22 protein-coding genes are annotated in these 26,027 nt (G+C 70.3%); 13 read left to right on the top strand and 9 right to left on the bottom strand.

Translation table 11 applies throughout. The annotated features are described in order from the left end of the window. Positions 1-46: 46 nt before the first annotated feature. Positions 47-697 (bottom strand): aa3-type cytochrome oxidase subunit III, encoded by a 651-nt coding sequence (gene ctaE, locus SS2_RS06255; RefSeq protein WP_083941838.1) that lies wholly within the window; start codon positions 695-697, stop codon positions 47-49. A gap of 260 nt (positions 698-957) precedes the next feature. Between ctaE and SS2_RS06260 the strand changes: the two genes are divergently transcribed. Together SS2_RS06260 and trpD are read left to right on the top strand one after the other, a co-directional pair. Further along, entirely contained in the window at positions 958-1,359 is a 402-nt protein-coding gene (locus SS2_RS06260) for a response regulator transcription factor (RefSeq protein WP_066462120.1), read from the top strand. Then, a complete protein-coding gene (gene trpD, locus SS2_RS06265) occupies positions 1,356-2,411 on the top strand; it encodes an anthranilate phosphoribosyltransferase (protein WP_066462123.1) in 1,056 nt (351 codons plus the stop codon). The genes SS2_RS06260 and trpD overlap by 4 nt, the downstream gene beginning before the upstream one ends. A 40-nt stretch (positions 2,412-2,451) precedes the next feature. Here trpD and SS2_RS06270 read toward each other — a convergent pair whose 3' ends face one another. From SS2_RS06270 to SS2_RS06280, 3 genes are all read right to left on the bottom strand, one after another. After that, a complete protein-coding gene (locus tag SS2_RS06270; RefSeq protein ID WP_066462125.1) occupies positions 2,452-2,733 on the bottom strand; it encodes an Lrp/AsnC family transcriptional regulator in 282 nt (93 codons plus the stop codon). A gap of 61 nt (positions 2,734-2,794) precedes the next feature. Continuing rightward, entirely contained in the window at positions 2,795-4,744 is a 1,950-nt protein-coding gene (locus SS2_RS06275; protein ID WP_083941840.1) for a DEDD exonuclease domain-containing protein, read from the bottom strand. A gap of 72 nt (positions 4,745-4,816) precedes the next feature. After that, positions 4,817-6,628: an AMP-dependent synthetase/ligase gene (locus SS2_RS06280; protein ID WP_066462127.1), complete on the bottom strand. Its 1,812-nt coding sequence runs from the start codon at positions 6,626-6,628 to the stop codon at positions 4,817-4,819. A gap of 140 nt (positions 6,629-6,768) precedes the next feature. Here SS2_RS06280 and SS2_RS06285 point away from each other — a divergent pair, with 140 nt between their 5' ends. Beyond that, entirely contained in the window at positions 6,769-7,713 is a 945-nt protein-coding gene (locus SS2_RS06285; protein WP_066462129.1) for an ROK family glucokinase, read from the top strand. Positions 7,714-7,786: 73 nt separating this feature from the next. Here SS2_RS06285 and SS2_RS06290 read toward each other — a convergent pair whose 3' ends face one another. After that, positions 7,787-8,353 (bottom strand): hypothetical protein, encoded by a 567-nt coding sequence (locus SS2_RS06290; protein ID WP_157607202.1) that lies wholly within the window; start codon positions 8,351-8,353, stop codon positions 7,787-7,789. Between the two features lie 59 nt (positions 8,354-8,412). Between SS2_RS06290 and SS2_RS06295 the strand changes: the two genes are divergently transcribed. The 3 genes from SS2_RS06295 (at position 8,413) to SS2_RS06305 (ending at position 11,863) form a co-directional block, all read left to right on the top strand. Beyond that, positions 8,413-9,207: a lysophospholipid acyltransferase family protein gene (locus SS2_RS06295; protein WP_245643383.1), complete on the top strand. Its 795-nt coding sequence runs from the start codon at positions 8,413-8,415 to the stop codon at positions 9,205-9,207. Positions 9,208-9,290: 83 nt separating this feature from the next. Then, positions 9,291-10,514 (top strand): pyrophosphate--fructose-6-phosphate 1-phosphotransferase, encoded by a 1,224-nt coding sequence (locus tag SS2_RS06300; RefSeq protein ID WP_066462133.1) that lies wholly within the window; start codon positions 9,291-9,293, stop codon positions 10,512-10,514. Beyond that, a complete protein-coding gene (locus tag SS2_RS06305; protein WP_066462135.1) occupies positions 10,511-11,863 on the top strand; it encodes a class II 3-deoxy-7-phosphoheptulonate synthase in 1,353 nt (450 codons plus the stop codon). The genes SS2_RS06300 and SS2_RS06305 overlap by 4 nt, the downstream gene beginning before the upstream one ends. Positions 11,864-12,014: 151 nt before the next feature. Here the strand turns inward: SS2_RS06305 and SS2_RS06310 are convergent, their stop codons facing one another. Beyond that, the gene (locus tag SS2_RS06310) at positions 12,015-14,393 is read right to left on the bottom strand and encodes a Stk1 family PASTA domain-containing Ser/Thr kinase (protein WP_083941842.1); all 2,379 of its coding nucleotides are present in this window, start codon (positions 14,391-14,393) and stop codon (positions 12,015-12,017) included. Between the two features lie 86 nt (positions 14,394-14,479). Beyond that, a complete protein-coding gene (locus SS2_RS06315; RefSeq protein WP_066462137.1) occupies positions 14,480-15,499 on the bottom strand; it encodes a lytic transglycosylase in 1,020 nt (339 codons plus the stop codon). 187 nt (positions 15,500-15,686) lie between these two features. On the opposite strand from SS2_RS06315, the gene SS2_RS06320 reads away from it, so the two are divergent. Beyond that, positions 15,687-16,151, top strand: coding sequence for an Rv2175c family DNA-binding protein (locus SS2_RS06320; RefSeq protein ID WP_066462143.1), 465 nt, complete (start codon positions 15,687-15,689; stop codon positions 16,149-16,151). A 16-nt stretch (positions 16,152-16,167) separates the two neighbouring features. Here the strand turns inward: SS2_RS06320 and SS2_RS06325 are convergent, their stop codons facing one another. Next, positions 16,168-17,277: a polyprenyl synthetase family protein gene (locus SS2_RS06325; protein ID WP_066462145.1), complete on the bottom strand. Its 1,110-nt coding sequence runs from the start codon at positions 17,275-17,277 to the stop codon at positions 16,168-16,170. Between the two features lie 157 nt (positions 17,278-17,434). Between SS2_RS06325 and SS2_RS06330 the strand changes: the two genes are divergently transcribed. From SS2_RS06330 to SS2_RS06340, 3 genes are all read left to right on the top strand, one after another. Further along, positions 17,435-18,577: a DUF4192 domain-containing protein gene (locus tag SS2_RS06330; protein WP_083941844.1), complete on the top strand. Its 1,143-nt coding sequence runs from the start codon at positions 17,435-17,437 to the stop codon at positions 18,575-18,577. A 122-nt stretch (positions 18,578-18,699) separates the two neighbouring features. Beyond that, positions 18,700-19,113, top strand: coding sequence for a universal stress protein (locus SS2_RS06335; protein ID WP_066462149.1), 414 nt, complete (start codon positions 18,700-18,702; stop codon positions 19,111-19,113). A gap of 239 nt (positions 19,114-19,352) precedes the next feature. Beyond that, complete coding sequence (locus tag SS2_RS06340) at positions 19,353-20,897, top strand: RNA polymerase sigma factor (protein WP_066462153.1); 1,545 nt, start codon at positions 19,353-19,355, stop codon at positions 20,895-20,897. 188 nt (positions 20,898-21,085) lie between these two features. On the opposite strand, the gene SS2_RS06345 is transcribed toward SS2_RS06340, so the two are convergent. Beyond that, on the bottom strand, positions 21,086-21,340 hold the full coding sequence (locus SS2_RS06345) for a DUF7455 domain-containing protein (RefSeq protein ID WP_066462155.1): 255 nt from the start codon (positions 21,338-21,340) through the stop codon (positions 21,086-21,088). A gap of 69 nt (positions 21,341-21,409) precedes the next feature. On the opposite strand from SS2_RS06345, the gene SS2_RS06350 reads away from it, so the two are divergent. From SS2_RS06350 to SS2_RS06360, 3 genes are all read left to right on the top strand, one after another. After that, entirely contained in the window at positions 21,410-23,575 is a 2,166-nt protein-coding gene (locus SS2_RS06350) for a DNA gyrase/topoisomerase IV subunit B (protein ID WP_066462475.1), read from the top strand. A gap of 89 nt (positions 23,576-23,664) precedes the next feature. Further along, positions 23,665-24,786 (top strand): GNAT family N-acetyltransferase, encoded by a 1,122-nt coding sequence (locus SS2_RS06355; protein ID WP_245643384.1) that lies wholly within the window; start codon positions 23,665-23,667, stop codon positions 24,784-24,786. Positions 24,787-24,923: 137 nt separating this feature from the next. Next, positions 24,924-25,964: a prenyltransferase/squalene oxidase repeat-containing protein gene (locus tag SS2_RS06360; RefSeq protein ID WP_157607204.1), complete on the top strand. Its 1,041-nt coding sequence runs from the start codon at positions 24,924-24,926 to the stop codon at positions 25,962-25,964. Positions 25,965-26,027: the final 63 nt, after the last annotated feature.

Genomic DNA, 26,027 nt, shown 5'->3' on the forward strand with positions numbered 1-26,027 from the left:
GGGGACAGTGGTCTACGCCCCCGGGGGCGCGGACGGGTAGAGCGACTTACTGAAGGAAGTAGATGATGCCGAAGAGGGCGATCCACACGACGTCGACGAAGTGCCAGTAGTAGGACACGACGATCGCGGTGGTGGCCTCGTGGTGGCCGAAGTTCTTCGCGGTGAAGGACCGGCCGAGCAGGAAGAGGAAGGCGATGAGCCCACCGACCACGTGCAGGCCGTGGAAGCCCGTCGCGAGGAAGAACACGGAGCCGTAGGGGCTGGATGAGATCGTGAGGCCGGCTTCGACGAGCTCGGAGTACTCAAAGATCTGGCCGGCGACGAAGAACGAACCCATGAGGTACGTCAGAGTGATCCACTCGTTCATGCCCCAGCGGTTGATCTGGAAGATGGACCCGGTACGACGGGGCTGGAGCCGCTCAGCGGCCCAGACGCCCATCTGGCATGTCACCGATGACAAGACCAGGACGCACGTGTTGATCAGCGCGAAGCTCAGGACCAGGCGCTCGGTCCCTCCGCTCCACTGCTCGGGAGGGATCGTCGCACGGACGGTGAAGTACATCGCGAAGAGACCCGCGAAGAACATGAGTTCACTCGCGAGCCACACGATGGTTCCGACCGACACGGGGTTCGGTCGGTTCACAGACACGTGGAGTTGGGCGTTGGGGGCAGCCGTTGCAGTCGACACGTTAATCATTATGGCCGATGTCGGCGTGTGTTTGGGCCCTAAGACCCACACTTCTGGGGGGTTGAATCTCACAATGACGGTAGAACCACGGTTCCGGATGCGACCTCGTGACGAAACACCTGCAACTGTCACGAAAATAGGGGTGTTGGCGTGCCAAGATGCTCTTAGGTACGTACCCGCCCAGCACGCTCGGCGTCGTCACGGACGATGTCGTCGGTACCGGACCGGGTCCCAGGACACGGACTGGTCCGTCTCACACGATCGCGAGGATGCTCATGCCAACGATTCTTCTCTACAGCGACGACCGCTCCGTCCGGGACGAGGTGCGGGGTGCCGTCGGTCAGGTGACCGGGGCAGGGGAGAGCATCGAGTGGCTCGACGTCGCGACCTACGACGAGGTGATCAAGCGCGCCGACGCCGGCGGGATCGACCTCTACGTCCTCGACGGTGAGGCGGACAAGGTCGGCGGCATGGGCATCTGCCGTCAGCTCAAGAACGAGATCTACAACTGCCCGCCGGTCGTGCTGCTCACGGGCCGGCCCCAGGACGCCTGGCTCGCCTCCTGGTCGTTGGCCGACGTGGCCGTGCCGCGTCCGCTCGACCCCCTCGAGCTCCAGAAGGCCGTGCGCGCGGTGCTCACCACGCCGCTCCGCCAGGGCGTCGAGCTGTGACCGCAGGCTCCACCACGTTCACCTGGCCTGACCTCACCGCGGCGCTCATCGCCGGGCAGGACCTCTCCGCCGCCGCCACCGCCTGGGCGATGGACTCGGTGATGTCCGGAGCCGCGACCCCCGTCCAGCTCGCGGGGTTCCTCGTGGCGCTGCGGGCCAAGGGGGAGACGACGGCCGAGCTGAGCGGCCTCGCCGACTCGATGCTCTCCCACGCGACGCCGCTGCGGGTCGCGGGCCCGGCTGTGGACATCGTGGGCACCGGTGGGGACCGGGCGCACACCGTGAACATCTCGACGATGGCCGCCATCGTGCTCGCCGGCGCGGGTCTCAAGGTGGTCAAGCACGGCAACCGTGCGTCGTCGTCGTCGTCGGGGTCGGCCGACGTGCTCGAGGCCCTCGGGATCCGGCTCGACCAGCCGGCCTCCCGGGTGGCGCAGATCGCCGAGGAGGTGGGCATCACCTTCGCCTTCGCGAACGTCTTCCACTCCTCCATGAAGCATGCTGCCGCGGCGCGCAGCGGGCTCGGCCTGCCGACCGCCTTCAACTTCTTGGGACCGCTCACCAACCCGGCTCAGCCGCGGGCCACCGCGGTCGGGTGCGCCGACGCGCGCATGGCTCCGTTGGTGGCCGGGGTGTTCGCCGGCCGCGGCACGTGCGCGCTGGTGTTCCGCGGGCACGACGGCCTCGACGAGCTCGCCGCCTCGTCCCCGGCCGACGTCTGGGAGGTGCGCGACGGCGTCGTCGTCCAGCACCAGCTGGACCCGGTCGCCGACCTGGGACTGACCCCGATCACCATCGCGGACCTGCGCGGGGCGGACGCGGAGTTCAACGCGGGCGTGGCCCGCCGCGTGCTCGACGCCGAGCCCGGACCGGTCCGCGAGACCGTGCTGCTCAACGCTGCAGCCGCCCTCGTGGCGGACGGCAGCCTGAACGGGACGGCTGAGGGCTCCCTCACCGACCGGCTGGTCGCCGGGATGGCGCACGCCGCGGCAGCGATCGACTCCGGCGCCGCTCGTGACGTGCTCGCCCGGTGGGCTGCCGCCGCCGGCTGAGCCGGTCTGTCCGGCGGCCGGTGGACCGGCCGCCGGCGGGTCAGTCCTCCAGGCCGAGCGCGAAGGCCGCGTCCAGGTCCTTGCTGGAGAACTCCCGGAACGCCAGGTAGGTGCGCGTGCGCTGCACGCCGGGGACCTTGCTGATCTTGTCGGCGATGATGTCGGCGAAGTCGTTGTGGTCGGTGACGTGCACCATCGCGATGAGGTCGACCTCACCGGTCACCGAGTAGACCGCCGACACCCCTGGGACCTCGGCGATGGCCGTGGCGGCCTCCGGGATGAGGGCCTGGTCGGTGTCGATCATGACGATGGCGGTAGGCATGGTGTGCTCCTCGACTGGGGTCGTGCGTGCGCGGTCCGGCCGCGCGGCCGGTGGGCTGACCTCAGTATGACGCGTCACCCTGCGCAGACAGGGCAGGCTGGGCGTGGTGGTCCGATGGCGCGGACTGCGCCACCACCTGCGCGGTCGAGGTGTTGACCACGTGCCGCTCGGCGCCGCGCACCGGGCAGGTCAGCGGGTCGCTCACCTCGACCAGCCGCACCCCCGGGCTGCCCAGCCAGGCGATGACCAGGTCGCTCTCCTCGGGGTGGCAGGCCGGCGCCGGCCACAGGGGAGGCTCCACGTGCTCGGCCGACGCCACGGCCGAGGCAACGGTGGCGAGGGGGTCGCCCGTCCGTTCGCAGACCGCCGTCGCAGCCAGGCGCCCGTACCGCACGACGACGATCTCCCATCCGCCCGCCTCCCTGGGGCGAGCCGCGACGAGCTGGCTGCAGGTGGTCAGGGGTGCCAGGCGCTGAGCCCGAGCCGCGCCGCCGAGATAGGCCTCGAGACGGTCGCGGTCCCCGGCGGCGTCCTCGAAGCGTTCGTCACGGACCAAGGCGGCGATCCGGTGGGCGAGAGCGTCGACGACCGGGCTCGCGTCACCCGCCATGGTCGCCCGCAGCGCGTCGATCACCTCGGGGTAGGTCTCCGGCAGGAGGTCGGCGTCCAGGGCCGCCCGCGGGCGGCGCTCGGGGGGCACGCACGGTGCGCTGCACCGTCCCATCTCTGCCAGCGCGCAGGCGGTGGCTCGCGCTGCGGGGGTGACGGGCAGGCGCCCGCCGCACTGGCGTACCGGGTGCGCGGCCTGCAGTGCCTCCAAGGCGGCTACCGCGCGCGACCGGGAGGCGAAGGGGCCGATGTGCGGCTCGGTCTCAGCCGGTTCCCCGAGGGACCCGTGCGCCCCGCGGGCGGGGGCGGACGCCGCTGCGGCTGCGGCGGGGTCTCGCACGATGGTCAGCCGGGGGTGCGCCTCTGCGGTGAGCCGGATCCAGTGCATCCGTTCGGGGTGCTTGGACCGCTGGTTGTACCGGGGGGCGTGCTCGGTGATCATCCGCAGCTCGCGCACGCGGGCCTCGAGGTCTGTGGCGCAGGGGATGGCACGTACCGACGTCGCGAGGCGGATCATCTCGAGCATCCGCCGCCGCTTCTCCGAGGCCGTGAAGTAGCTGCGCACACGCCGACGCACGTGCATGGAGGTCCCCACGTAGAGGATCTCCTCACCGGGGCCGACGAAGAGGTAGACCCCGGGCCCGTCAGGCAGGCCGTCGGCGAGGTGCTTGCGGCGACGGATGTCCGGCGGTACCGGGTCCGTCGCCCCGGCCAGGTCCTCCAGCGTGGTCACCCCGGACGGGGCGAGGCGCTCGAACAGCGCGTGCATGACGTCGACCGTGGCGCGTGCGTCCGACAGTGCCCGGTGGTCCGGGGTGATGGTCGCCCGGAACAGGGCGGCGAGCGTGGAGAGCTTGTGGTTGGGCGCCTCGTCGCGCGTGACCACGCGCCGGGCCAGGGTCACCGTGTCCAGCACCTGGTTCCCCGGCCAGACGAGGTCCATGGCCGCCGTCGCCGCACGCAGGAAGGAGATGTCGAAGGGTGCGTTGTGAGCCACCAGCACGGCGCCGCGGGCGAACTCGAGGAAGGAGGGCAGCACGGCCTCGATCCGCGGGGCGGAGGCGACCATCGCGGTGCTGATCCCGGTCAGCCGGGCGATGAAGGCCGGGACCGGCGTCCCGGGGTTGACCAAGGTCTGGAACTCGCCCAGCACCTCACCGCCGCGGACCTTGACCGCGCCGATCTCGGTGATGCCGCTGTCCTTGGGCGACCCGCCCGTGGTCTCCAGGTCGACGACGACGAAGGTCACCTCGCGCAGCGGGGTGCCGAGCTCGTCCAGGCCCAGCTGGACCGGCTGTCCGGTCCCGAAGGCGGGCTCGACCACCGGGGCTGAGGGGAAGAGCCGGCGGCCGGTGTCACGGGCGCCGGGCGCCGGTCGCAGCTCAGGGATCGAAGGAAGCATGCAGCGAGGATAGGCCGCGCCGCTGACACCGCCGCGCCACCTCGGTATCGCCCGAGGTGACGCGGCTGCGGGTCACTCGGCGTGGATGACGTCGGCGTAGATCGCCGAGATCTCCGGGGCGAAGTCCTTGAGCACCAGGGTGCGCTTGACCTTGAGCGAGGGGGTCAGGTAGTCGTTCGCGATGGTGAAGTCGGTGACCAGCACGGAGAACTTGCGGATGGACTCCGCCCGGGAGACCGCGCGGTTGGTGCGCTGCACCGCGGCGTCCAGGGACGCCAGCACGTCGACGTCGGTCGTGGCGGCCTCGACCGTCATGGGCTCCTTGCCGTGGGTGGCCAGCCACCCGGGCAGGCCCTCCGGGTCCAGGGTGATCAGTGCGCCGATGAACGGCTGGTTGTCGCCCACCACGACCACCTGGCTGATGAGGGGGTGCGCGCGCAGACGGTCCTCGAGGACTGCCGGGGCGACGTTCTTGCCGCCGGCGGTCACGATGATCTCCTTCTTGCGACCGGTGATCCGCAGGTAGCCGTCGTCGTCGATGGTGCCGATGTCCCCCGAGCGGAACCAGCCGTCGGCGAAGGCGTCCTCGGTCGCCTGCGGGTTGTTGCGGTACCCGCGGAAGACGTGCGGGCCCTGGATGAGGATCTCGCCGTCGTCGTCGAGCTTGAAGGCGTGGCCGGGCAGCGGGGGACCGACCGTGCCGATCGTCCCTGCCTCGGGCAGGTTGACGCTCGTCGGTGCGGTGGTCTCGGTCAGGCCGTATCCCTCGAGCACCACCAGGCCGACGCCGCGGTAGAAGTGGCCGAGGCGCTCACCCAGCGCAGCTCCGCCGGAGACGGCGTAGCGCGCCTCGCCGCCCAGTGCGGCGCGGATCTTCTTCAGCACGAGCGCGTCGGCTGCCTTGTGCCGCAGGCGCAGCCCCAGCCCGGGGCCGCCGGGGGTGTCCAGGCTGCGCGAGTAGCTGATGGCCGTCGCGGCCGCCCAGTGGAAGAACTTGCCCTTCCCCGCCAGCGCCGCCTTCTGCTCGGAGGAGTTGTAGACCTTCTCGAAGACCCGCGGCACAGACAGGATGTACGTGGGGTGGAAGGAGCCCAGGTCCTCCAGCAGCGTCTTGGTGTCCGGGGTGTGGCCCAGGACCGAGCCGGCCGGGACCACGAGGACATGGATGAAGCGGGCGAAGACGTGGGCGAGGGGCATGAACAGCAGCGTCCGGCGTCGGCCGTAGTTGAGGACGTCGGCCAGGCGCTCGCTCGCGTTGACGGTGACGGAGTAGAAGTTCTCGTGGGTCAGCTCGGCGCCCTTGGGACGTCCCGTGGTCCCGGAGGTGTAGATCACGGTGGCGACGTCGCTCAGGACCGCCAAGGACCGCCGACGAGCGATCTCCTCGTCGGTCACCGCCGCGCCGGCGCGTACGAGGGCGTCGATCCCGCCGTCGTCGATGACGAAGACGCTGTCCAAGGACGGGGTCTGCGCGCGGACCTCGGCGACCGTCTCGGCGTGCAGGGGAGTCTCGACGACGATGAGGCGGACGTCGGAGTCGGTGAGGATCCACTCGACCTGTTCCGCGCTGGACGTCTCGTAGAGCGGGACGGTCACAGCGCCGGCGGCCCAGATGGCCCAGTCGAGCAGCGACCACTCGTATCGTGTCCTGGACATGATGCCGACGGAGTCACCAGGGTTGATCCCCTGGGCCACGAGTCCCTTGGCGACGGCGACCACCTCTGCGTCGAACTCTCTCGCGGTGACCGGGACCCAGGTCCCGGACGCGTCCTTGCGTTCCATGAGAGGTTGGTCGCCGGAGGCCGCGACGCGTTCCGCAAGAAGATCGTTGAGATTCTTGCTGGGGTCGACGGTGATGAGTGCGGGTGTGCGGTGCTCGTCCATGCTGGCTCCAGTGACAGTGGTCGATGTGTGGGTAGACCTTACCCAGTCGGCGGGTGTGCGGCCGTGCACCAGAGGTGAGTAGGCTTCAGGCGAGTCGCACGAGTATGTGCACACTACGAGGTGAGGCAGGAAACGGATTCATGTACGCCATCGGGGTCGACATCGGCGGGACCAAGATCGCAGCCGGGGTGGTCGACGAGCACGGGCAGATCCTCGCCCAGACGCGGGTCAGCACGGAGCCCGACGATGCGTCGAGCATCGACCAGGCCATCGCCGAGGTGTTCCGTGAGCTGTCCCGGGACTACGAGATCGGTGCAGTCGGCCTCGCCGCCGCCGGCTTCGTCAGCCCGGACCGCAGGTCCGTGCTCTTCGCCCCGAACATCGCGTGGCGCAACTACCCGATCGCGGACCGTGTGGCTGCACTCATCGGCACCGACGTGCCGATCGTGGTGGAGAACGACGCGAACGCCGCCGGGTGGGCCGAGTTCCGCTTCGGCGTCGGCCAGCACGCCAGCGACATGCTCATGCTCACCGTCGGCACCGGCCTGGGTGGCGCGGTGATCGTGGACAACAAGCTCGTGCGCGGACGCTGGGGCGTGGCGGCCGAGGTCGGTCACATGCGTGTCGTCCCCTCCGGGCACTACTGCGGCTGCGGCCACGAAGGCTGCTGGGAGCAGTACGCCTCCGGCTCAGCCCTGGTCCGCGACGCCAAGGCTGCTGCGGGCTCTCGCCCGCGTGAGGCCGCACACCTGCTCGACCTCGCAGACGGTCGCATCGAGAACATCAACGGCCCCCTGGTCACCCTCGCGGCCCAGTCCGGCGACTCGCTCTCCGTCGAGCTCCTCGCCGACCTCGGCCGCTGGATCGGGGAGGGCGCGGCATCGGTCGCCGCGCTGCTCGACCCCGAGCTCATCGTCATCGGCGGCGGCGTGGGTGCGGCGGGCGACCTGCTGCTCAAGCCCGCCCGTGAGTCCTACGCCGAGGCGCTGCCCGCCCGTGGGCACCGCCCCGAGGCGCGCATCGAGCTCGCCGCACTGGGCAACGAGGCCGGGATCGTCGGCGCCGCCGACCTCGCCCGGGTCTGACCCCGCCTGCTCGCTGCCTGCTCGCTGCCTGCTCACCCCGCCTGCTCACCGGCTCCCCGGAGCCAGCACGATGTCAGACGACGGCCCCACCCGACCCGGGGTCGTCGTCTCGCGTGCTGGGCAGGCGCCAGACCAGCAGCCCCAGCCCGGCCAGGAAGGCCGCTGAGAGCGCCAGGTATGCCTCGGACGGGGCGAGGCCCCAGAACATCCGCATGCACACCGCAGCGAGCGGCGCAGCGACCACGGCGAACCAGCCGAGGTTGCGCATCCGGTCGCTGCTGAGGGAGAAACCGGGGTCCGGCGGCACGAATTCGCCGTCGGCGTCCTCGAGGGCCTCGGCCTCGGGGCTGCGGCGCCAGGCGCGTGGGTCCGAGGTCTCATGCGCGGGGCCGCTGACCCAGGGAGCCACCGGGAAATCGAAGCTCGCGGAGGTCACCGGGGTGCGCGCAGTTAGTTCCGGGTCCGGATCCGTGGAAAGATCGGAGAGTTCCGAGACGATCTGCTGCCATGCGGTGTCCGTCTGGTGAGGGTCGGACAGATCCACCCGGTCGGCCGGCTCAGCAGGCTGGTCCGGGCCCGGTTCGACGGGCTCGACAGGGTCGCCGGGACGGTTCTCGGGATCATCGGTGGTTCCTGACATGGTGATCACTCTAGAGTCGGTTGAGAGTCCCGCGAATGCGAGGCGCATGAGGAGGCGGGTTGTTCTACTGGCTGATGAAGCGAGTCCTGGTCGGACCGCTGCTGCGACTCATGTTCCGCCCATGGGTGCGCGGTCTCGAGAACATCCCCGGCGACGGTCCCGCCATCGTGGCGAGCAACCACCTCGCCGTCATCGACTCCTTCGTGCTGCCGCTGGTGCTCAGCCGCGAGATCGTCTTCATCGGGAAGTCTGAGTACTTCACCGGGACCGGCCTCAAAGGACGCCTCACCGCCGGCTTCATGCGCGGGGTGGGCACCATCCCGGTCGACCGCTCCGGCGGCAAGGCCAGCGAGGGCGCCCTGCGCACCGGCCTGAAGCGGCTCGACGAGGGTGGCCTGTTCGGCATCTACCCCGAGGGCACCCGCAGCCCCGACGGCCGCCTGTACCGCGGCAAGACCGGCGTCGCGCGTCTCGCGCTGGAGTCCGGCGCGCCCGTGATCCCGGTCGCGATGATCGGCACCGACAAGGCCCAGCCCATCGGCAAGCGGCTGCCCAAGCCCATGCGGATCGGCATCGTCATCGGCGAGCCCCTCGACTTCAGCCGCTACCGCGGCATGGAGGGCGACCGCTTCATCCTGCGCTCGGTGACCGACGAGATCATGTACTCCCTCATGAGCCTGTCCGGCCAGGAGTACGTCGACATCTACGCAGCCACGCAGAAGGCCCGCCTCGCCGCCGGCGTCAAGGCCTCTGAGACCGGTGCTCCCGCACCGAGCGCCCCCGGTGGGCGCCCGGCTCCTGACGTCCAGGTGCCGGAACCACCCCAAGAGACCCCAGATCCGTCAGTAGACTGAGATCTGATCCACACGAACGATTCAGCGCCCACCGACGACGTGCCCCCGGCACGCCGGAAGGGGCTCAATGAGAGGTTGTTTCAATGACGGTCCGTCGCGTCGCGCTCCTCACGGCAGGTGGCTTCGCCCCGTGTCTCTCCTCCGCTGTCGGCGGGCTCATCGAGCGGTACACCGAGCTGGCTCCCGAGGTCGAGATCATCGCTTACCAGCACGGCTACCACGGCCTGCTGACGGGTAACAAGATCGTGATCGACGACGAGGTCCGCAAGAACGCCGGTGTGCTGCACCGCTTCGGTGGCTCCCCGATCGGCAACAGCCGCGTCAAGCTCACCAACGCCGCCGACTGCGTCAAGCGCGGTCTGGTCAAGGAGGGCGAGAACCCCCTCACGGTCGCCGCTGAGCGCCTCAAGGCGGACGGCGTCGACGTGCTGCACACGATCGGCGGCGACGACACGAACACGACCGCAGCCGACCTCGCTGCCTACCTCGAGGAGCACGGCTACCACCTCACGGTGGTCGGCCTGCCCAAGACGATCGACAACGACGTCATCCCGATCAAGCAGTCCCTCGGTGCGTGGACCGCAGCCGAAGAGGCCGCCCACTTCGCCAAGAACATCATCGGCGAGCACCGCTCCGGCCCGCGCATGCTCATCGTGCACGAGGTCATGGGCCGTCACTGCGGGTGGCTCACCGCCGCCTCCGCTGCCTCCTACCGGTCCTGGCTGGACACCCAGGAATGGGTTCCCGGCATCGGCCTGACCAAGGAGCGGTGGGACATCCACGCCGTCTTCCTGCCGGAGCTCGCCCTCGACATCGAGGCCGAGGCCGCGCGCCTGCGCACGGTCATGGACGAGGTCGGCAACGTCAACATCTTCCTCTCCGAGGGCGCTGGCATGCACGAGATCGTCGCCCAGCTCGAGGCCTCCGGCGAGACGGTCGAGCGTGACCCCTTCGGTCACGTCAAGCTCGACACGATCAACCCCGGCGCATGGTTCGCCAAGCAGTTCGCCGAGCTGCTCGGTGCCGAGAAGACCATGGTCCAGAAGTCCGGCTACTACTCGCGTGCGGCTGCGGCCAACCCCGAGGACCTGCGCCTCATCAAGTCGATGACCGACTTCGCGGTCGACGCAGCCTTCCGCGGAGAGTCCGGCGTCGTCGGGCACGACGAGGAGGACGGCGACCGTCTCAAGGCCATCGCCTTCCCGCGCATCGCCGGTGGCAAGGCCTTCGACGTGTCGCAGCAGTGGTTCGGCGACCTCCTCGGTGAGATCGGCCAGCCTCTGGTCCCCGCGCCCGCGCACTCATGAGTGTCGCCGTCGATCCGGAGATCGCGGCGGGGCTCGACCACTTCCGGACGCTCGTCGCCGGTCAGCAGCCGGTCTGGCCGGATGCCGGCCACCTGCGCAGGGTCACCGACACGCTGGGCGGACTCCCTCCGCTCGTCGTCCCGACCGAGCTCGAGTCGCTCACCGAGCGTCTTGCGGCTGCGGGTCGGGGTGAGGCGTTCCTGCTCCAGGGCGGGGACTGCGCGGAGACCTACGCCGACGCGAACGCGGACCGGGTGCGCAACAAGGTCCGCACCATCTTGCAGATGGCGGTGGTCCTCACGCACGGCGCGAGCATGCCCGTCGTCAAGATGGGGCGGATGGCTGGGCAGTACGCCAAGCCGCGCAGCTCCAACGACGAGACCCGGGACGGCGTCACTCTGCCGGCCTACCGCGGCGACATGGTCAACGGCCACGCCTTCACTCCGCAGGACCGGATCCCCGACCCCGAGCGGCTGCTGCAGGGATACAACATCTCTGCGGCGACGCTCAACGTCGTCCGGGCCCTGACCACGGGTGGCTTTGCTGACCTGCGCCAGGTGCACGAGTGGAACCGGGGCTTCATGACGAACCCCGCCTACGCCCGCTACGAGCGCACCGCGACCGAGATCGACCGGGCCATCCGGTTCATGGCGGCGTGCGGTGCGGACTTCGAGGCGCTGCGCACCGTGGAGTTCTTCGTCAGCCACGAAGCGCTCCTGCTCGACTACGAGCGAGCCCTGACCCGGGTGTCCTCGCAGTCCGGCCTGCCCTACGACTCCTCCGGCCACTTCCTGTGGATCGGGGAGCGGACCCGCAGGATCGACGGCGCGCACGTGGACTTCCTGTCCAGGATCTCCAACCCGATCGGCGTCAAGCTCGGCCCGACGACGACGGCAGACGACGCGCTCGCCCTCCAGGACAAGCTCAACCCGGAGGGCATCCCGGGTCGCCTGACCTTCATCACCCGGATGGGTGCCGGCACGATCCGCGAGGCGCTGCCGCCCCTCGTGGAGAAGGTCACCGCGCAGGGCGGGCCCGTCACCTGGGTCACCGACCCGATGCACGGCAACACCATCACCTCGGACTCGGGGTACAAGACGCGTCGCCTCGAGGACGTCCTCGACGAGGTACGCGGCTTCTTCGAGGTGCACCGCGCCGCGGGGACGGTGCCCGGCGGGTTGCACGTCGAGCTCACCGGTGACGACGTCACCGAGGTGCTCGGAGGCAGCGAGGAGATCGACGACGCCGGTCTGGCGCTGCGGTACGAGACCCTCGTCGACCCGCGCCTGAACCACCAGCAGTCCCTGGAGATGGCCTTCCAGGTCGCCGAGATGCTGCGAGGTCGCTGACCGCGCAGCACGACGCGGCATGAACGATGCCGCACGAACGATGCCGCACGAACGATGCCGCAGGAACGAGGGAGCCCCGGTCCACCACAGGTGGGCCGGGGCTCCCTCGTACCTCCGTGCCGCTGGTGCGGCCCGCGGCTGCTCGTTCGCCCTACAGCTCGAGGGTGATCTTCGATCCCTTGCGCAGCTGGGTGCCGGGCTCTTCGCTCTGCTGGCGGACCTCGTTGCCGAAGATGCCCATGAAGTACTTGACCTTGACCTCGAAGCCAGCGGCCTCGAGGATCTGCTGCGCCTCGGCGACCGGCTTGAGCTTCACGTCCGGGACCTCGACGAAGGGCTGGCCGAGGGAGACCACGACCGGCACGCTGTCACCGCGGTGGGCGCGAGACCCAGAGTCCAGCCCCTGGGAGATGACGCGCCCCTCGGGCACGGTCTCGCTGTACTCCTCGGTGACGGTGGCCGTCAGGTCAGAGGGCTCGAGCCGGGCCTTCGCGTCCTCCAGGGAGAGCAGCGAGAGCTGGGGGACGGTCACCGGCTCCGGGCCCTTGGACACGTCCAGCACGATCGGGGTGTTGTGCGGCAGCGAACTGCCCTCGGCGACCGACACGCTCATCACTGCGTCGGCGGGGATCGTGGTGTTCCAGGCCGAGGTGGTCGAGACCTTGGTGAAGCCCGCGGCCTTCAGTGCGTCGACGGACTCTGTGACCGGCAGACCGGTGAGCCCGGTCGGGACGGTGAAGTGCTCGATCCCCTGGGAGACGGTGAGCGTGACGCTGCCGTCCTTGCTGATGCGGTCCCCTTCGCCCGGGTCGGCGCTGATGACGTCGCCCGCGGGGACGGTGTCGCTGAACGCCTCGACCGGGTCCGCGGAGAGGGCGGCGAGGGCGAGTGTCGCCTCCGCGTCCGCGACGGGGACGCCGGTCAGCCCGGTGGGCACGACCGTGTAGGCGCCAGGCCCGGCGTTGAACCACCAGTAGGTCCCACCGCCTGCCGCCGAGAGCAGCAGGACCAGGACGATGATCCACAGAGCCCGACGACGCCGACGGCGCGGTCCGGCTGCTGCCGCGAGCCGCTCCTCCTCGGCTGTGGCTGCGGCCTCGGCTGCCTCAGGAGTGCCCGGCATGAGTGCGCGGGCCGAGCTGAGGGACAGGGCGATGGTCGAGCCGGAGGAGGGGACGCTGAGCGCCTGGGTGAGGTTGTTGGAGCTGGACGGGGAGGCAGAGCTGCCTGCTGCGCCGACGGCGGTGACCACAGCGGTGTCGTCGGCCGGCCGGGGGACAGCAGAGGAGTCAGGGGGCGTGGCCGGTCCTGACGTGGCGTCCAGCAGCGCGGTCACGCCGGTGTCGGTGGGCAGGCTGACGACCGCCACGAAGCGTGACGGGGTGTCGGAGTCGCTGTCGTCGCTGTTGTCACTGCCGTCGCCGGTCCCGGTCGGCTCGTCGCTGTGACTGTCGATATCACTGTTGCCATCGGCGTCGGACAGGTCGGCGTCCGCAGCAAGAGCCCGCACGTCCTCACTGCTCGTGGCGGGGGAGCCACCGGCGCCGGCCGAGACCATCTGTGCGGCGCCGGAGGCACTGACCAGCAGGGTGTCGCCGTCAGAGGGAGCGTCGTCGTCCGTCTCCACCGGGGGCGGGGGGACCGGACGCTCCACGCGACGGTCGAGGACGTCGTCGGGCAGGGCGGTGCGCAGGCGGCGCAGGTAGGCCAAGGCGGTCGGGGCGTCGGTGGGACGGTCGCCGGGCTCGCGGGCGGCGAAGGCGCAGACAAGCTCGTCGATCTCCACCGGCAGCCAGGAGGCGACACTGGACGGTGCCGGGATGTCGTTGTTGACGTGCATGAACGCCACCTGGATGGGGGTGGCGCCGATGAAGGGCTGCGTGCCGGTGAGCATCTCGTAGGCCATGATGCCGACCGCGTAGATGTCGGTGCGGGTGTCGCAGTCGCCCGTGGCGATGAGCTCGGGGCTGAGGTAGGCGACGGTCCCCAGGATGGTGCCGGTCGTCGTCGAGGTGACCTCGGTGACCGCACGGGCCAGCCCGAAGTCGGCGACCTTCACCCGGCCGTCCGCAGCGAGCAGGATGTTCTCCGGCTTGATGTCGCGGTGGACGAGGCTCTGGCGGTGCGCGGCCGCGAGGGCGTCGAGGACGTGGTCGACGATGGACAGGGCGTCGCGGACGGTGAGCGGGCCCTCGTCCTCCATGCGGCGTCGCAGGTTCGTGCCGTCGACGTACTCCATCGTCAGGTAGCTCGTCTCGCCGTCCACACCCTGGTCGTAGACGGCCACGAGACCGGGATGGGTCAGCCGGGCAGCAGCCCGCGCCTCGCGACGGAACCGGGACACGAAGTCCGCACCGGAGGCTCCGTCGGCCAGGTGGGGGTGCATGACCTTGAGCGCGACCTCACGGTCCAGGCGCCGGTCTGTGGCGAGATACACCGTGGCCATGCCGCCGCGGGCGATGCGGGAGTCCACCTTGTAGCGCCCGTCGACCAGTTGGCCGACGAGGGAATCAGTCAGAGTGGTTGCCACGCGATGATTCTAGTGGGCGAGGTGGGCGAAATTGGGGATCTGCGCGATCTCGCCGCAGGCTCTCCACACCAGGTCGGACGCCCTGGTCACTGCTGGGCCTGCAGGGTGCGGACATTCGCGACGTAGCGGCGCGTGTCGTCGAACATCCCGTACTTCCGCACCGAGCTCTGCCCCTGGTAGTAGCCCGCGATCGCGGAGTCCACGGTGGGGCTGGTGGCGACCAGGCGCCCGATGATCGCGACGCCGGCGGTGACGTTGTCCTGCGGGTCGAGCAGGTTGAGCTCGCGACCCACCAGGTCTGACGCCCAGTCGCCGGAGCTCGGGATGACCTGCATGGTGCCGATCGCGTTGGCGGGGGAGACCGACTGGTGGTTGAAGCCCGACTCCTGGGTGGCGATCGCCAGCGCGAGGCTCGGGTCCACGCCGTGGGCGATGGCGGTGTCGCGGACCATCGTGCGCATCTGGTCCTTGGACGGGACCGTGGTGGCGAGCAGGGCCGCCTTGTTCTGGTTGGCGGCTGAGACCACGTCGCGGGAGTAGGTGCGTCCGGCGAAGGTGTCGCCGACGAGCTGGACGGTCGGGGCCGCCGTCGTCGTCGCGGAGGTGGCGACCGGGGCGCTCGACCCGATGGTCAGCGTCTGCCCGATCCGGATGAGGGCGGAGGGGCCGAGGTTGTTCGCCGAGACGATCGACTGCGCGGTGCACCCGTACCGCAGCGCGAGGCCCGAGACGGTGTCTCCGGCGACGACGCGGTGGGAGGAGGTGGTCGCGGCGGGGGTGGTCGCCGCCGGCTGGGCGGGGGCGGAGGTCGCCGCGGTCGGGATGACCAGGCGCTGACCGGCACGGATGCGGTACTGGGCGTCAAGGTTGTTCGCCGAACGGATGGAGGCGGGGGAGGCGCCGGTCTGCACCGCGATCCCCGAGACGGTGTCTCCGGAGACGACGTCGTAGGTCTCGTCCGCCGCGGAGGACGAGGCAGCTGCCACGATCGAGGCAGCAGCCAGTGCGAGTCCCGTGGTGCCGTAGCGCAGTGCGTAGCGGCCAGCGGTGCGGGTCAGGGACGGGGTGGGAGCCGTCGGTGCGGCGGCGCTGCGTGAGGCGGGCATGGTGCGTGTCCGATCTGTTGGCGGTTCCGTCGATCCGGAGGTCCGGGCAGCGCTCGTCCACGCGCCCACGTGACCAGTGTGACAGATGTTACTGCAGGTGCTGATGGTGCTCGTGGTACAGGATGACTGTAAGTCACGTTTGTCGCAGCCGACAGCGGGGGACTCCTCAGCGCCGTAGGCTTGTCCGGTGACCAACCCAGAACAGCAGCCGCAGCCCGACTCGGCGACCGACCCCCAGACCGCACGGATCGACGCCCTCGTGGGCGACTGGGTCAACCTGCCCGGGGTCGCTGACCGCCTGGGCACCAAGGTGACCTCGGTGCGCAGCGCACTCACCGACCGCCGGATCGTGGGGATGAAGCGCGGAGAGCGCAACATCTTCTCCATCCCCGAGCAGTTCCTCGTGCCCGCGCACCTGTCCAACCCGGCAGACCGCAAGCCGGTCGAGGTTCCCGAGGGCGAGTCCGAGCAGGTCATCATCCTGCCCGCGCTCAAGGGCACGATCATCCAGCTCGCGGACGTCGGCTACTCCGACCCCGAGATCATCGAGTGGCTCTTCACCGTCGAGGAATCCCTCGGGGAGACCCCGATGGCTGCCCTGCGCGGCGGCCGCAAGAGCGCCGTTCGCCGGGCCGCGCAGGGCCTGGGCTGACCGAGCCGGTCTGAGTTCAGGCGTGCCGCTCGACGGCCGCGCGCGCGAGTGCCACCAGGGTGTCTGACGCAGGCTGGGGCAGGTGCGCGGCGTCGAGCGCCTCGAAGGCCTGGGTGCTCAGGCTCGTGATGAGCTCTTCGATCTCCTCGACCGCGCCGCTGGCTCGGACGACCTCCTGGATCTGAGCGACCTCGCTGTCGCTGAGGTCAGGACGACCCAGCGCGGCGACGAGCTCGGCCCGCCCGGCGGGGTCGAGGGCGCGCATGGTGCGGATCATGAGCAGCGTGCGCTTGCCCTCGCGCAGGTCGTCCCCGGCTGGCTTGCCGGTGGTGGAGGGGTCACCGAAGACCCCGAGCAGGTCGTCGCGCAGCTGGAAGGCCTCTCCCAGCGGCATGCCGAAGGCTGAGCACGCAGCCACCTGGTCCGCGCTGGCGCCGGCCAGCGTCGCGCCCAGGGTGATGGGGCACTCGACGCTGTAGCGGGCGGTCTTGGACCGGATGATCTCCCGGGCACGGCGCTCGTCGCCGACGAAGTCCCCGTCCCAGGGCTGCATCTGGGCGTGGATGTCGAGGTACTGCCCCACGGTCACCTCGGTGCGCATCCGGGTGAAGATGTCGCGCGCGGGAGCGGCACGGTCGGCCGGCAGCGCGGAGACCGCGCGCAGGAACTCTTCTTCGCTCGAGATGAGGCTGAGGTCCCCCAGCAGGATCGCGGTGGACAGCCCGAACTGGTCCGCGTCGCCGGGCCAGCCGGCGTCGACGTGACGGCGGGCGAAGGCGCGGTGGGCCGTCGGCTCGCCGCGGCGGGTGTCGGACTTGTCCATGACGTCGTCGTGGAAGAGCGCGGCGGCCTGGAACAGCTCGAGGGCGGCACCCACCCCGATGATGTTGGCGAGCTCGGGGGAGTCCGCCGGCGCACCGTGCGAGCGCCAGGACCAGTAGCAGAAGGCGGCGCGCAGTCGCTTGCCTCCGCGCAGCATCTGTCCCCAGGCGTCGATGAGGGGGGCGGCGTCGGTGCTGATCTCGGCGAGGACGAGGCTCTGGTCCTCCAGCACTTGGGCCAGTCGGCCGTCGATCTTGTGGCGCAGGTCTTCGCGGTCGACGAGGGACTCTGTGGCGGCAGGCATGGGTCGAGCCTAGATCGGTTCCTGCGGGTTCCGGGAATCCGCCACACCAAGGCCCGGGTCCGCTCTCTCGTGGTCCACAGGGCGGCCGCTGGAACGCGTGTGCACAGAGGGGGCGCCCGGCGGCCCCGGGGTCGGGGACCTCGTCGCACGGTGAGGCATGACACCGACACTGCGGGTCCGTGACCCCCAAGAGCTCTTGGCGCTGATTCCCTACCAGCTCGGCTTCCAACCACGCGAGAGCGTCGTGGTGGTGAGCCTGCGCGAGCCGCACCGCCGGGTCGGCCTGGTCATGCGGGTCGATCTCGCCGCCCTCGCCGATCCCGACGACGGCCCTCAGGTCGCCCGGACCATGGTCACCCACGTCGCCCGCGACCGGGGGCGGGACACGGTGCTCGTGGTGTACACCGACGCCTCCGTCCCGGCCGTGCAGGACCCGCGCGTGCCGGCATGGCGGGCGACCGGGCACTACCTCGGAGCCGCCGAGGCCTTCCTGGGAGAGGTCGACGTCTGGGTGGTCTCGGGGACCGGGTACTGGGCCCTCGGCTGCGCCGACCCCCGCTGCTGCCCGCCCGGTGGACGCCCGCTGTCTGACCTGTCCGCGACGGTGGTCGGTGCGGAGATGGTGCTGGCTGGGGCGGTGGTCATGGCCACGCGGGACGAGCTGGCCTGGATCCCGCGGGCGAGCGATGCGGACAGGCGACGGGCCAATGCGGCCGCGAACCGGTGGCGGCGTCGGGCCCGGGAAGCCCGAGAGGCCCGGGAGGCCCGCGGTCAGGGCGCCAGCGCGCTGGCGCAGTGGCGCCAGGCTGGCTTCGCGACCTGGCGCGCAGCCCTGGCCGGGGACATGACGGCGGCGAGCCTGGGCCGGATCGAGGCGGCCCTGGAGGACATCGCCGTGCGGGACGCCGTCCTGCTGTCCATGGTCCCGGGCACCGGCGGCCTGCCCGAGGAGTATCTGGACGAGCCGGTGACGCAGGGGTCGCTCGCGACGGCGACGGCGGTGGGACGGGCGATGGCAGCGATCGTGGACCCGGGGGCGGGAGTCCGGCCGGAGGACGACCTCGCCAGCGCGGCCCTGCGCGCGCTGGAAGGGGTGATCGCTCACGGGAGGCGCCGTCATCAGGCTCCGGCCCTCACGCTGCTCGCCATGCTCACCTGGTGGCGGGGGAGCACCGCGCGGTCGGGGGCGCTCCTGGAGCGGGCGTACCTCTGCGACCCGGACTACCGGCTGGCGCGCTTGCTCACCCAGGCCCTCGAGGCGGGGATGGCGCCGGGCTGGGCGCGAGGGCCGGGCCGGTGACACCGGAGCTGACCTGCGCCGTGACGCCTGGCGCGGTCGACCTGACGGAACCGGCGCTCTCGGGTAGTTTCAGACCTGCAGGCGCCCGCGTGGGCGTCTGCAGTGCGATTCACGGAGGACTGATGACTGTTGTAGTGGGCTATCTCGCCACGGTTGAGGGACGTCAAGGACTGACTGCTGCGGTCGAAGAGGCCCGGCGCAGGAAGACCGACCTCGTCGTCGTGGTGACCGAGAAGGCTCACACGCCCGCCCCGGAAGCCGTGGAACAGCGTGAGGTCGAGCTCGAGGTGCTGGCCCGGACCGCGCAGGCCGAGGGCGTCGACGTCGACGTCCGGGTCCTGGGGGAACGCCGCGACGTCGCGGAGGACCTCATCGCCGTCGCCGAGGAGGTCTCGGCCGACGTGCTGGTCATCGGGCTGCGCCGGCGCAGCCCCGTCGGCAAGCTCATCCTCGGGTCCAACGCCCAGCGGATCCTGCTGGGCAGCCCGTGCCCCGTCCTGGCCGTCAAGCCGGACCGCGTCGTGGCCGCCGAGTAAGGAATCTTTCGGGCCTGCGAGTCGTTGGCATGAGGGAGTCGGCTGCCGCCGGCTCAGGGGATCACGGCCCAGCCGCCTTCCCGCAGAAACCAGTCGTCGCGTGGCTGAAAATCCCTGCAAGGGCGTGGATCAGCGATGCGGCGAGTATAATGGTGGTTTACGGCAGCTGAGATGAGTCGCTCTCGACCATCGCTGAAGTCAGCCGAACTCTGCCTCCCTGAGATGCCGAAAGGTCGTTTGTGGCGCCCATCTCTGAGAATCTCGCACTCCCCCGCGAATTCGAGCACCCAGCACTGCAAGAACTCATCCGTCGTGGCGCAACCCACGGCCGTGTCGACGCGGAGAGCTTCCGCGACGCCTGCGAGAAGGCCGAGGTTGCTGACGCGAAGCGGCTCAAGACCGTCTTCCGCGCGCTCGTCGCGGCTGGGGTTGACGTCGACCTGCCGACCACGACCGTCGCTGCCGCTGCGACCACCCGGTCCACGAGCACGACCGCGCGCGCCGTCAAGCCCAAGACCGCTGCCAAGAAGGCTGAGCCGGTGACCACCCGTCGGGCGGCCCCGGCCAAGGCCGCTGACGCAGGCGAGGCTGACGCTCCCGCGGACGCCGCGGCGTCGAGCACCGAGGCGGCTCCGGTCGCGGTCACCAAGCGCGCCCCGCGCAAGCCCGCTGCCGCGAAGGCTGCCCCGGTCAAGCGCACCCGCCGCAAGGCCTCCGACGACGTCGAGGAGACCGAGTCGGTCGAAGAGGTCGACGAGACCGACGGCGAGCCCGCCGCCAAGAAGGGCACCGAAGAGGTCGACGAGTCACGCGGCTACGTCTACTCCGACGCCGACGACGACGACGCACCTGCCCAGCAGGTCGTCACCGCCGGTGCGACGGCGGACCCGGTCAAGGACTACCTCAAGCAGATCGGTAAGGTCGCCCTCCTCAACGCTGAGCAGGAGGTTGACCTCGCCAAGCGCATCGAGGCCGGTCTCTTCGCCGAGGAGCGCCTGAACTCTGGCACGAAGTTCGAGGCCAAGGCCCGTCGTGAGCTCGAGTGGATCGCCGGCGACGGACGCCGTGCCAAGAACCACCTGCTGGAGGCCAACCTCCGCCTGGTGGTCTCCCTGGCCAAGCGCTACACCGGTCGCGGCATGCTCTTCCTCGACCTCATCCAGGAGGGCAACCTCGGTCTGATCCGTGCGGTCGAGAAGTTCGACTACACCAAGGGCTACAAGTTCTCCACCTACGCCACGTGGTGGATCCGTCAGGCGATCACCCGCGCCATGGCCGACCAGGCCCGCACCATCCGTATCCCGGTGCACATGGTCGAGGTCATCAACAAGCTCGCCCGCGTGCAGCGTCAGATGCTTCAGGACCTGGGCCGCGAGCCCACGCCTGAGGAGCTGGCGAAGGAGCTCGACATGACCCCCGAGAAGGTCGTCGAGGTCCAGAAGTACGGTCGCGAGCCGATCTCCCTGCACACCCCGCTCGGCGAGGACGGCGACAGCGAGTTCGGAGACCTCATCGAGGACTCCGAGGCGGTCGTCCCGGCGGACGCGGTGAGCTTCACCCTCCTCCAGGAGCAGCTGCACCAGGTCCTCGACACGCTCTCCGAGCGTGAGGCGGGTGTCGTCTCCATGCGCTTCGGCCTGACCGACGGTCAGCCCAAGACCCTGGACGAGATCGGCAAGGTCTACGGCGTCACGCGCGAGCGGATCCGTCAGATCGAGTCCAAGACGATGTCCAAGCTGCGTCACCCCAGCCGGTCCCAGGTCCTGCGCGACTACCTGGACTGACGGGCAGCTGCCTGATCAGACGACTCGACCCGCGGAGGCTGACCTCCGCGGGTCGAGTCGTCTGTGCGCTCGGCGGGTCCGCAGCCAGCGGGGCCATAGCCGGCAGGTCCACAGACGGCGGTCCACAGACGAGACGAGCCCGACCCCCACGATGGGGGTCGGGCTCGTCGGGTCTCGGGAGTGTGTGCTCAGCCGCGGGTGGCCGCACCGGCGCCGTGCTCGGCGAGGAGGCGGTCGGTCTCGTCCTGCACGTGGGTGGCCACGGGCGTGAACGCCTCGGAGTGTGCACGTGCGTGGTGCGCGCAGAAGAAGAGCTCGCCGGCTGGGAGCAGAACTCGTACGTAGGCCTGAGCGCCGCAGCGGTCGCAGCGGTCGGCCACGGTCAGGGCTTCAGTCGTTGTAGTAGTCACATGAATATGTAACCATCCCCGCTCGGTTTCCATACCACCCGATGGGGATGGTTCGCTCCCCGCGTATTCTTCGGCCGCCGGGCGCCGCGGGAGAGCGCGGTGATGGTCTTGTCAGCGGCACCGATTACCATCAAGACCGTGACGACCGCATCGGCAGAATCTAGCTACACCGCCCGCCACCTCTCCGTCCTGGAGGGGCTCGACGCGGTGCGCAAGCGCCCGGGCATGTACATCGGGTCCACGGACTCCCGTGGCCTCATGCACTGCCTGTGGGAGATCATCGACAACTCCGTCGACGAGGCTCTGGCGGGCCACTGCACGAAGATCGGCATCGTGCTGCACGCGGACACCTCCGTCACCGTCACCGACAACGGTCGAGGGATCCCGGTCGACGTGGAACCCAAGACCGGGCTCAGCGGCGTCGAGGTCGTCTACACCAAGCTGCACGCGGGCGGAAAGTTCGGTGGTGGCTCCTACACCGCCTCCGGTGGTCTGCACGGGGTCGGCGCCTCGGTCGTCAACGCCCTGTCCTCGCGCCTGGACGTCGAGGTGGACCGGGCCAGCAAGGTCTACCGGATGACCTTCCGGCGCGGTGAGCCGGGCATCTTCGACGACGCCGACGGCCAGCCGAGCCCCGACTCGCCCTTCACCCCGTTCATCGACAACTCTGAGCTGCAGATCGTCGGCAAGGCCAAGCGCGGCCAGACCGGGACGCGGGTGCGCTACTGGGCGGACCGCCAGGTCTTCCCCAAGACCGCCGTCTTCTCCTACGACGAGCTGGTCACCCGCGTCCGTCAGACGACCTTCCTCGTCCCGGGGCTGACCATCACGGTCCGCGACGAGCGGGGCCTGCCGGGCACGCCGGGGGAGGACGGGCCGCACGAGGAGACCTTTGTGCACCACGGCGGGACCGTGGACTTCGTCGAGTACCTCGCCCCGGACGCGCCGGTGACCGCCACCTGGCACATGACAGGGGCGAGCACCTTCAAGGAGACCGTCCCGGTCCTGGACGAGCGCGGCCACCTCATCTCCCAGGAGGTCGTCCGCGACTGCGAGGTGGACATCGCCCTGCGGTGGGGGACCGGTTACGAGACCGAGCTGCGCTCCTTCGTCAACATCATCGCCACGCCCAAGGGCGGTGCCCACCTGGCTGGCTTCGAGGCCGGGCTGCTCAAGGTGATGCGCAAGGCCGTCGAGACCAACGCCCGCCGGCTCAAGGTCTCGCTCAAGGACTCCAGCGAGCGCATCGAGAAGGACGACGTGATGGCTGGCCTCACCGCTGTGCTCACCGTCCGGCTGGCCGAGCCGCAGTTCGAGGGGCAGACCAAGGAGGTGCTGGGCACCGCGCCGGTCCGCGCGATCGTGGCGCGCGTGGTCGAGCAGGAGATCAACGCCTTGTTCTCCTCTCCCAAGCGCGACGACAAGACCCAGGCGGCGCTGCTCCTGGACAAGGTGGTCGCCGAGATGCGCGCCCGGTTGTCCGCGCGCAAGCAGAAGGAGATCTCGAGGCGCAAGAACGCTCTGGAGACGAGCTCGCTGCCCACCAAGCTGGCGGACTGCCGCAGCGACGACGTCGCGCGCAGCGAGCTGTTCATCGTCGAGGGTGACAGCGCGCTCGGCACCGCGAAGCTGGCTCGCAGCTCTGACTTCCAGGCGCTGCTGCCCATCCGCGGGAAGATCCTCAACGTCCAGAAGGCCTCGGTCTCGGACATGCTGCGCAACGCCGAGTGCGCCGCGATCATCCAGGTCCTCGGGGCCGGGTCGGGGCGGTCCTTCGACCTGTCCGCAGCGCGTTACGGCAAGGTCGTGCTCATGACCGACGCCGACGTCGACGGCGCGCACATCCGCACCCTGCTGCTGACCTTGTTCTTCCGGTACATGCGCCCCATGGTCGACGCCGGCCGGATCTACGCCGCCGTCCCCCCGCTGCACCGGATCGAGGTGATCGGGGCCGGGTCACGCAAGAACGAGTACATCTACACCTACTCCGAGGCCGAGCTCAACACGGTGCTCAAGAAGCTCGACCGCAGCGGCAAGCGCTACAAGGAAGACATCCAGCGGTACAAGGGCCTGGGTGAGATGGACGCCGACCAGCTCGCTGAGACCACCATGGACCCCCGGTTCCGCACGCTGCGTCGAGTGACCGCCGAGCACGCCGAGGCGGCCGAGCGCGTCTTCGAGCTCCTCATGGGGTCTGACGTCGCACCGCGCAAGGACTTCATCATCGCCGGGGCGAGCGCGCTGGACCGCGGCAGGATCGACGCCTGAGCCGTCAGCCGCCCTGTCGGGAGGTTTCTGCCGAGGAACGAGTCGGTTAAATCTGTACGGAGCAGTCCAGGAGTCTCTAGGCTGGGGCCATGGACGAGATCGCGGAGCCGAGCGGTGACCCGGACGCCACACCTGGGCGTGACGTCGCTGCCTTGACGTCGCTGCTGCCCGACGACCTCGGCCTCACCTGGCGCCCGCTCACGGTTGAGGACTCCAGCGCGCTGTTCAGGCTCATCGCCGCGATCGAGGCCGCCGACCGTCCCTCCTACCGCACCTCTGCCGTCGAGGTGGACGAGATCGTCGAGGGCGACTGGAAAGACCTGGCCGCGGACACGATCGTGGGGATCGACGCGACCGGCGAGCTGCGTGCCTATGCCGCCGTGGAGATTCGCCCCGGTGACGAGTCGACCGTCCGCGCCGTGGTCGTCGGCGGCGTGCACCCCGAGGCACGCGGCGTCGGGCTGGGAGCAGCGCTGGTGGCATGGATGACTGCTCGCGCCCGTGCCAAGCTCGAAGCCCGCACCGACCGGGGGCCCGGACGCATCGCGGCCTACCTCGACGACTCTGCCCCCGAGCACTGGCACTACCTCGAAGACGCCGGGTACACCGCGCAGCGCTACTACGCGACGTTGCGCCGCGACCTGACGTCTGCGATCCACACCGAGAGTCTGGATCCCGAGCTGCGGATCCAGGGCTGGAGTGCGGACGTCGACGACGCCACGCGACTCGCGCACAACGACGCCTTCCAGGACCACTGGGGCAGCGAGCCTGCCACCGTGCAGTCCTGGGTGCAGGGCCGCGCCACCTTCGCTCCCGCGTGGAGCTTCGTGGTGCTCGACGAGGAGCGCCGGTCCGCTACCGGCGAGCCCTACGTCGCCGGCTACCTGCTCTCGGGGCGGTACGAGAAGGACTGGCCCATCGCCGGCTACACCAGCGGCTACATCGAGACCCTCGGTGTGCGCCGGGCCTACCGCGGCCGCAAGATCGCCCTGGCGCTGCTCTCCGCAGCGATGACCGCCTACCGCGACGACGGCATGGAGTTCGCCGAGCTGGACGTGGACACCGACAACCCCTCGGGCTCCTTCGGGCTGTACTCGACACTGGGCTTCACCAAGGTCCAGGGGTCTCGGATGTACTCCATCGACGTGCCGCACGTGGGACCGCCTGAGCTGGAGACGGACGCGTACTGGACGCGCTTCCGGCCGGCGTGAGTCAGACAGCGTGAGACAGACGGGGCGAGACGGACGGCGTGAGACGGACGGCGTGAGACGGACGGTCGAGCCCGGCCCGAGAGATCTAGACTTCCTCGGGCCGTCTCGGCCGCTCCCGTTCTGATGAAGAGGATCTCGTGACTCGTCGATCTGTCCCGCTCGTGTCTGTTGCGCTCGCTGCGACGCTGTTCACCCTGACCGGCTGTGCCGGCTCCGACTCTCCCTCGGCAGCCGAGTCGGTGAGCCCGACGGCGACCGGGACCACCGCGGAGTCCTCCACCGGACCCACCGAGTCCCCAGCCCAGACCGCCGCCGCGTGGCTGGTCACCGCAGCCGACGGGGCTCCGCTCCTGCAGACGGAGTTCGACGGCGTGGCCTATGACGACTACGGCCTGACCGCCGACGTCGCGCTGGCGCTGCTGGCTGCGGGCGACTCCGCTGCGGCTGAGCCCTTCGTGGCCGCGCTGGCCGCCCCGGAGACCGTCGCCATGTACGTCGGTGACGGGGCCAGCGCCCAGTACGCCGGTGCCACCGCGAAGCTGCTGGCCACCCTGGACACTGCAGGCCTGGATGGGACCGACCTGGGCGGCCGGGACCTGGTGGCCGAGCTCCTCGCGCTCCAGGCGCCGTCGGGACGCTTCAGCGACCTCGGCGCCGACGACTACTCCACGACCGTCTCCCAGGCCTGGGCCGTCCTTGCCCTCGGCGCGACGGACGGTGCCCCGCAGCCCGCCGTCGACTTCCTCACCGCCCAGCAGTGCGCCGGGGAGGGCTTCCCGATCCAGCTCGCCGACGTGAGCCCGGTGGACTGCGCCTCGGACGTGGACGCCACGGCCTTTGCCGTCGCCGCCCTGCTCGACGCCGGGGTCCCGGCCTCGGCGCCAGCCGTCGCGGAGTCCCTCGCCTGGCTCGAGGCGACGAGCGCGACCGACGAGGCCGGCCAGTACTGGGTGGCCACCGGTACCACCGACCCCAACGTCAACAGCACCGCACTGGTGGCGGTGGCCCTCACAGACGCCGGGAGCGACTCCGCCGCCGCCACCGGATGGCTGGAGTCGCAGATGCTCACGGGCGCCGACGCGGGTGCCTTCCCTCTCGCCGGTGCGCCGGACACGCGCACGAGCGCCCAGGCGACGTTCGCCCTCGCTGGGACGGGCTTCAGCAGCCTCCTGGGCTGAGCATGACCAGTCGGGCGGGGGCGAGGGGACGGGTCGCGCGACGGCGCGTCGCCGGGGTGGGAG

Source organism: Sanguibacter suarezii NBRC 16159, assembly GCF_001552735.1.
Taxonomy (GTDB): Bacteria; Actinomycetota; Actinomycetes; order Actinomycetales; family Cellulomonadaceae; genus Sanguibacter; species Sanguibacter suarezii.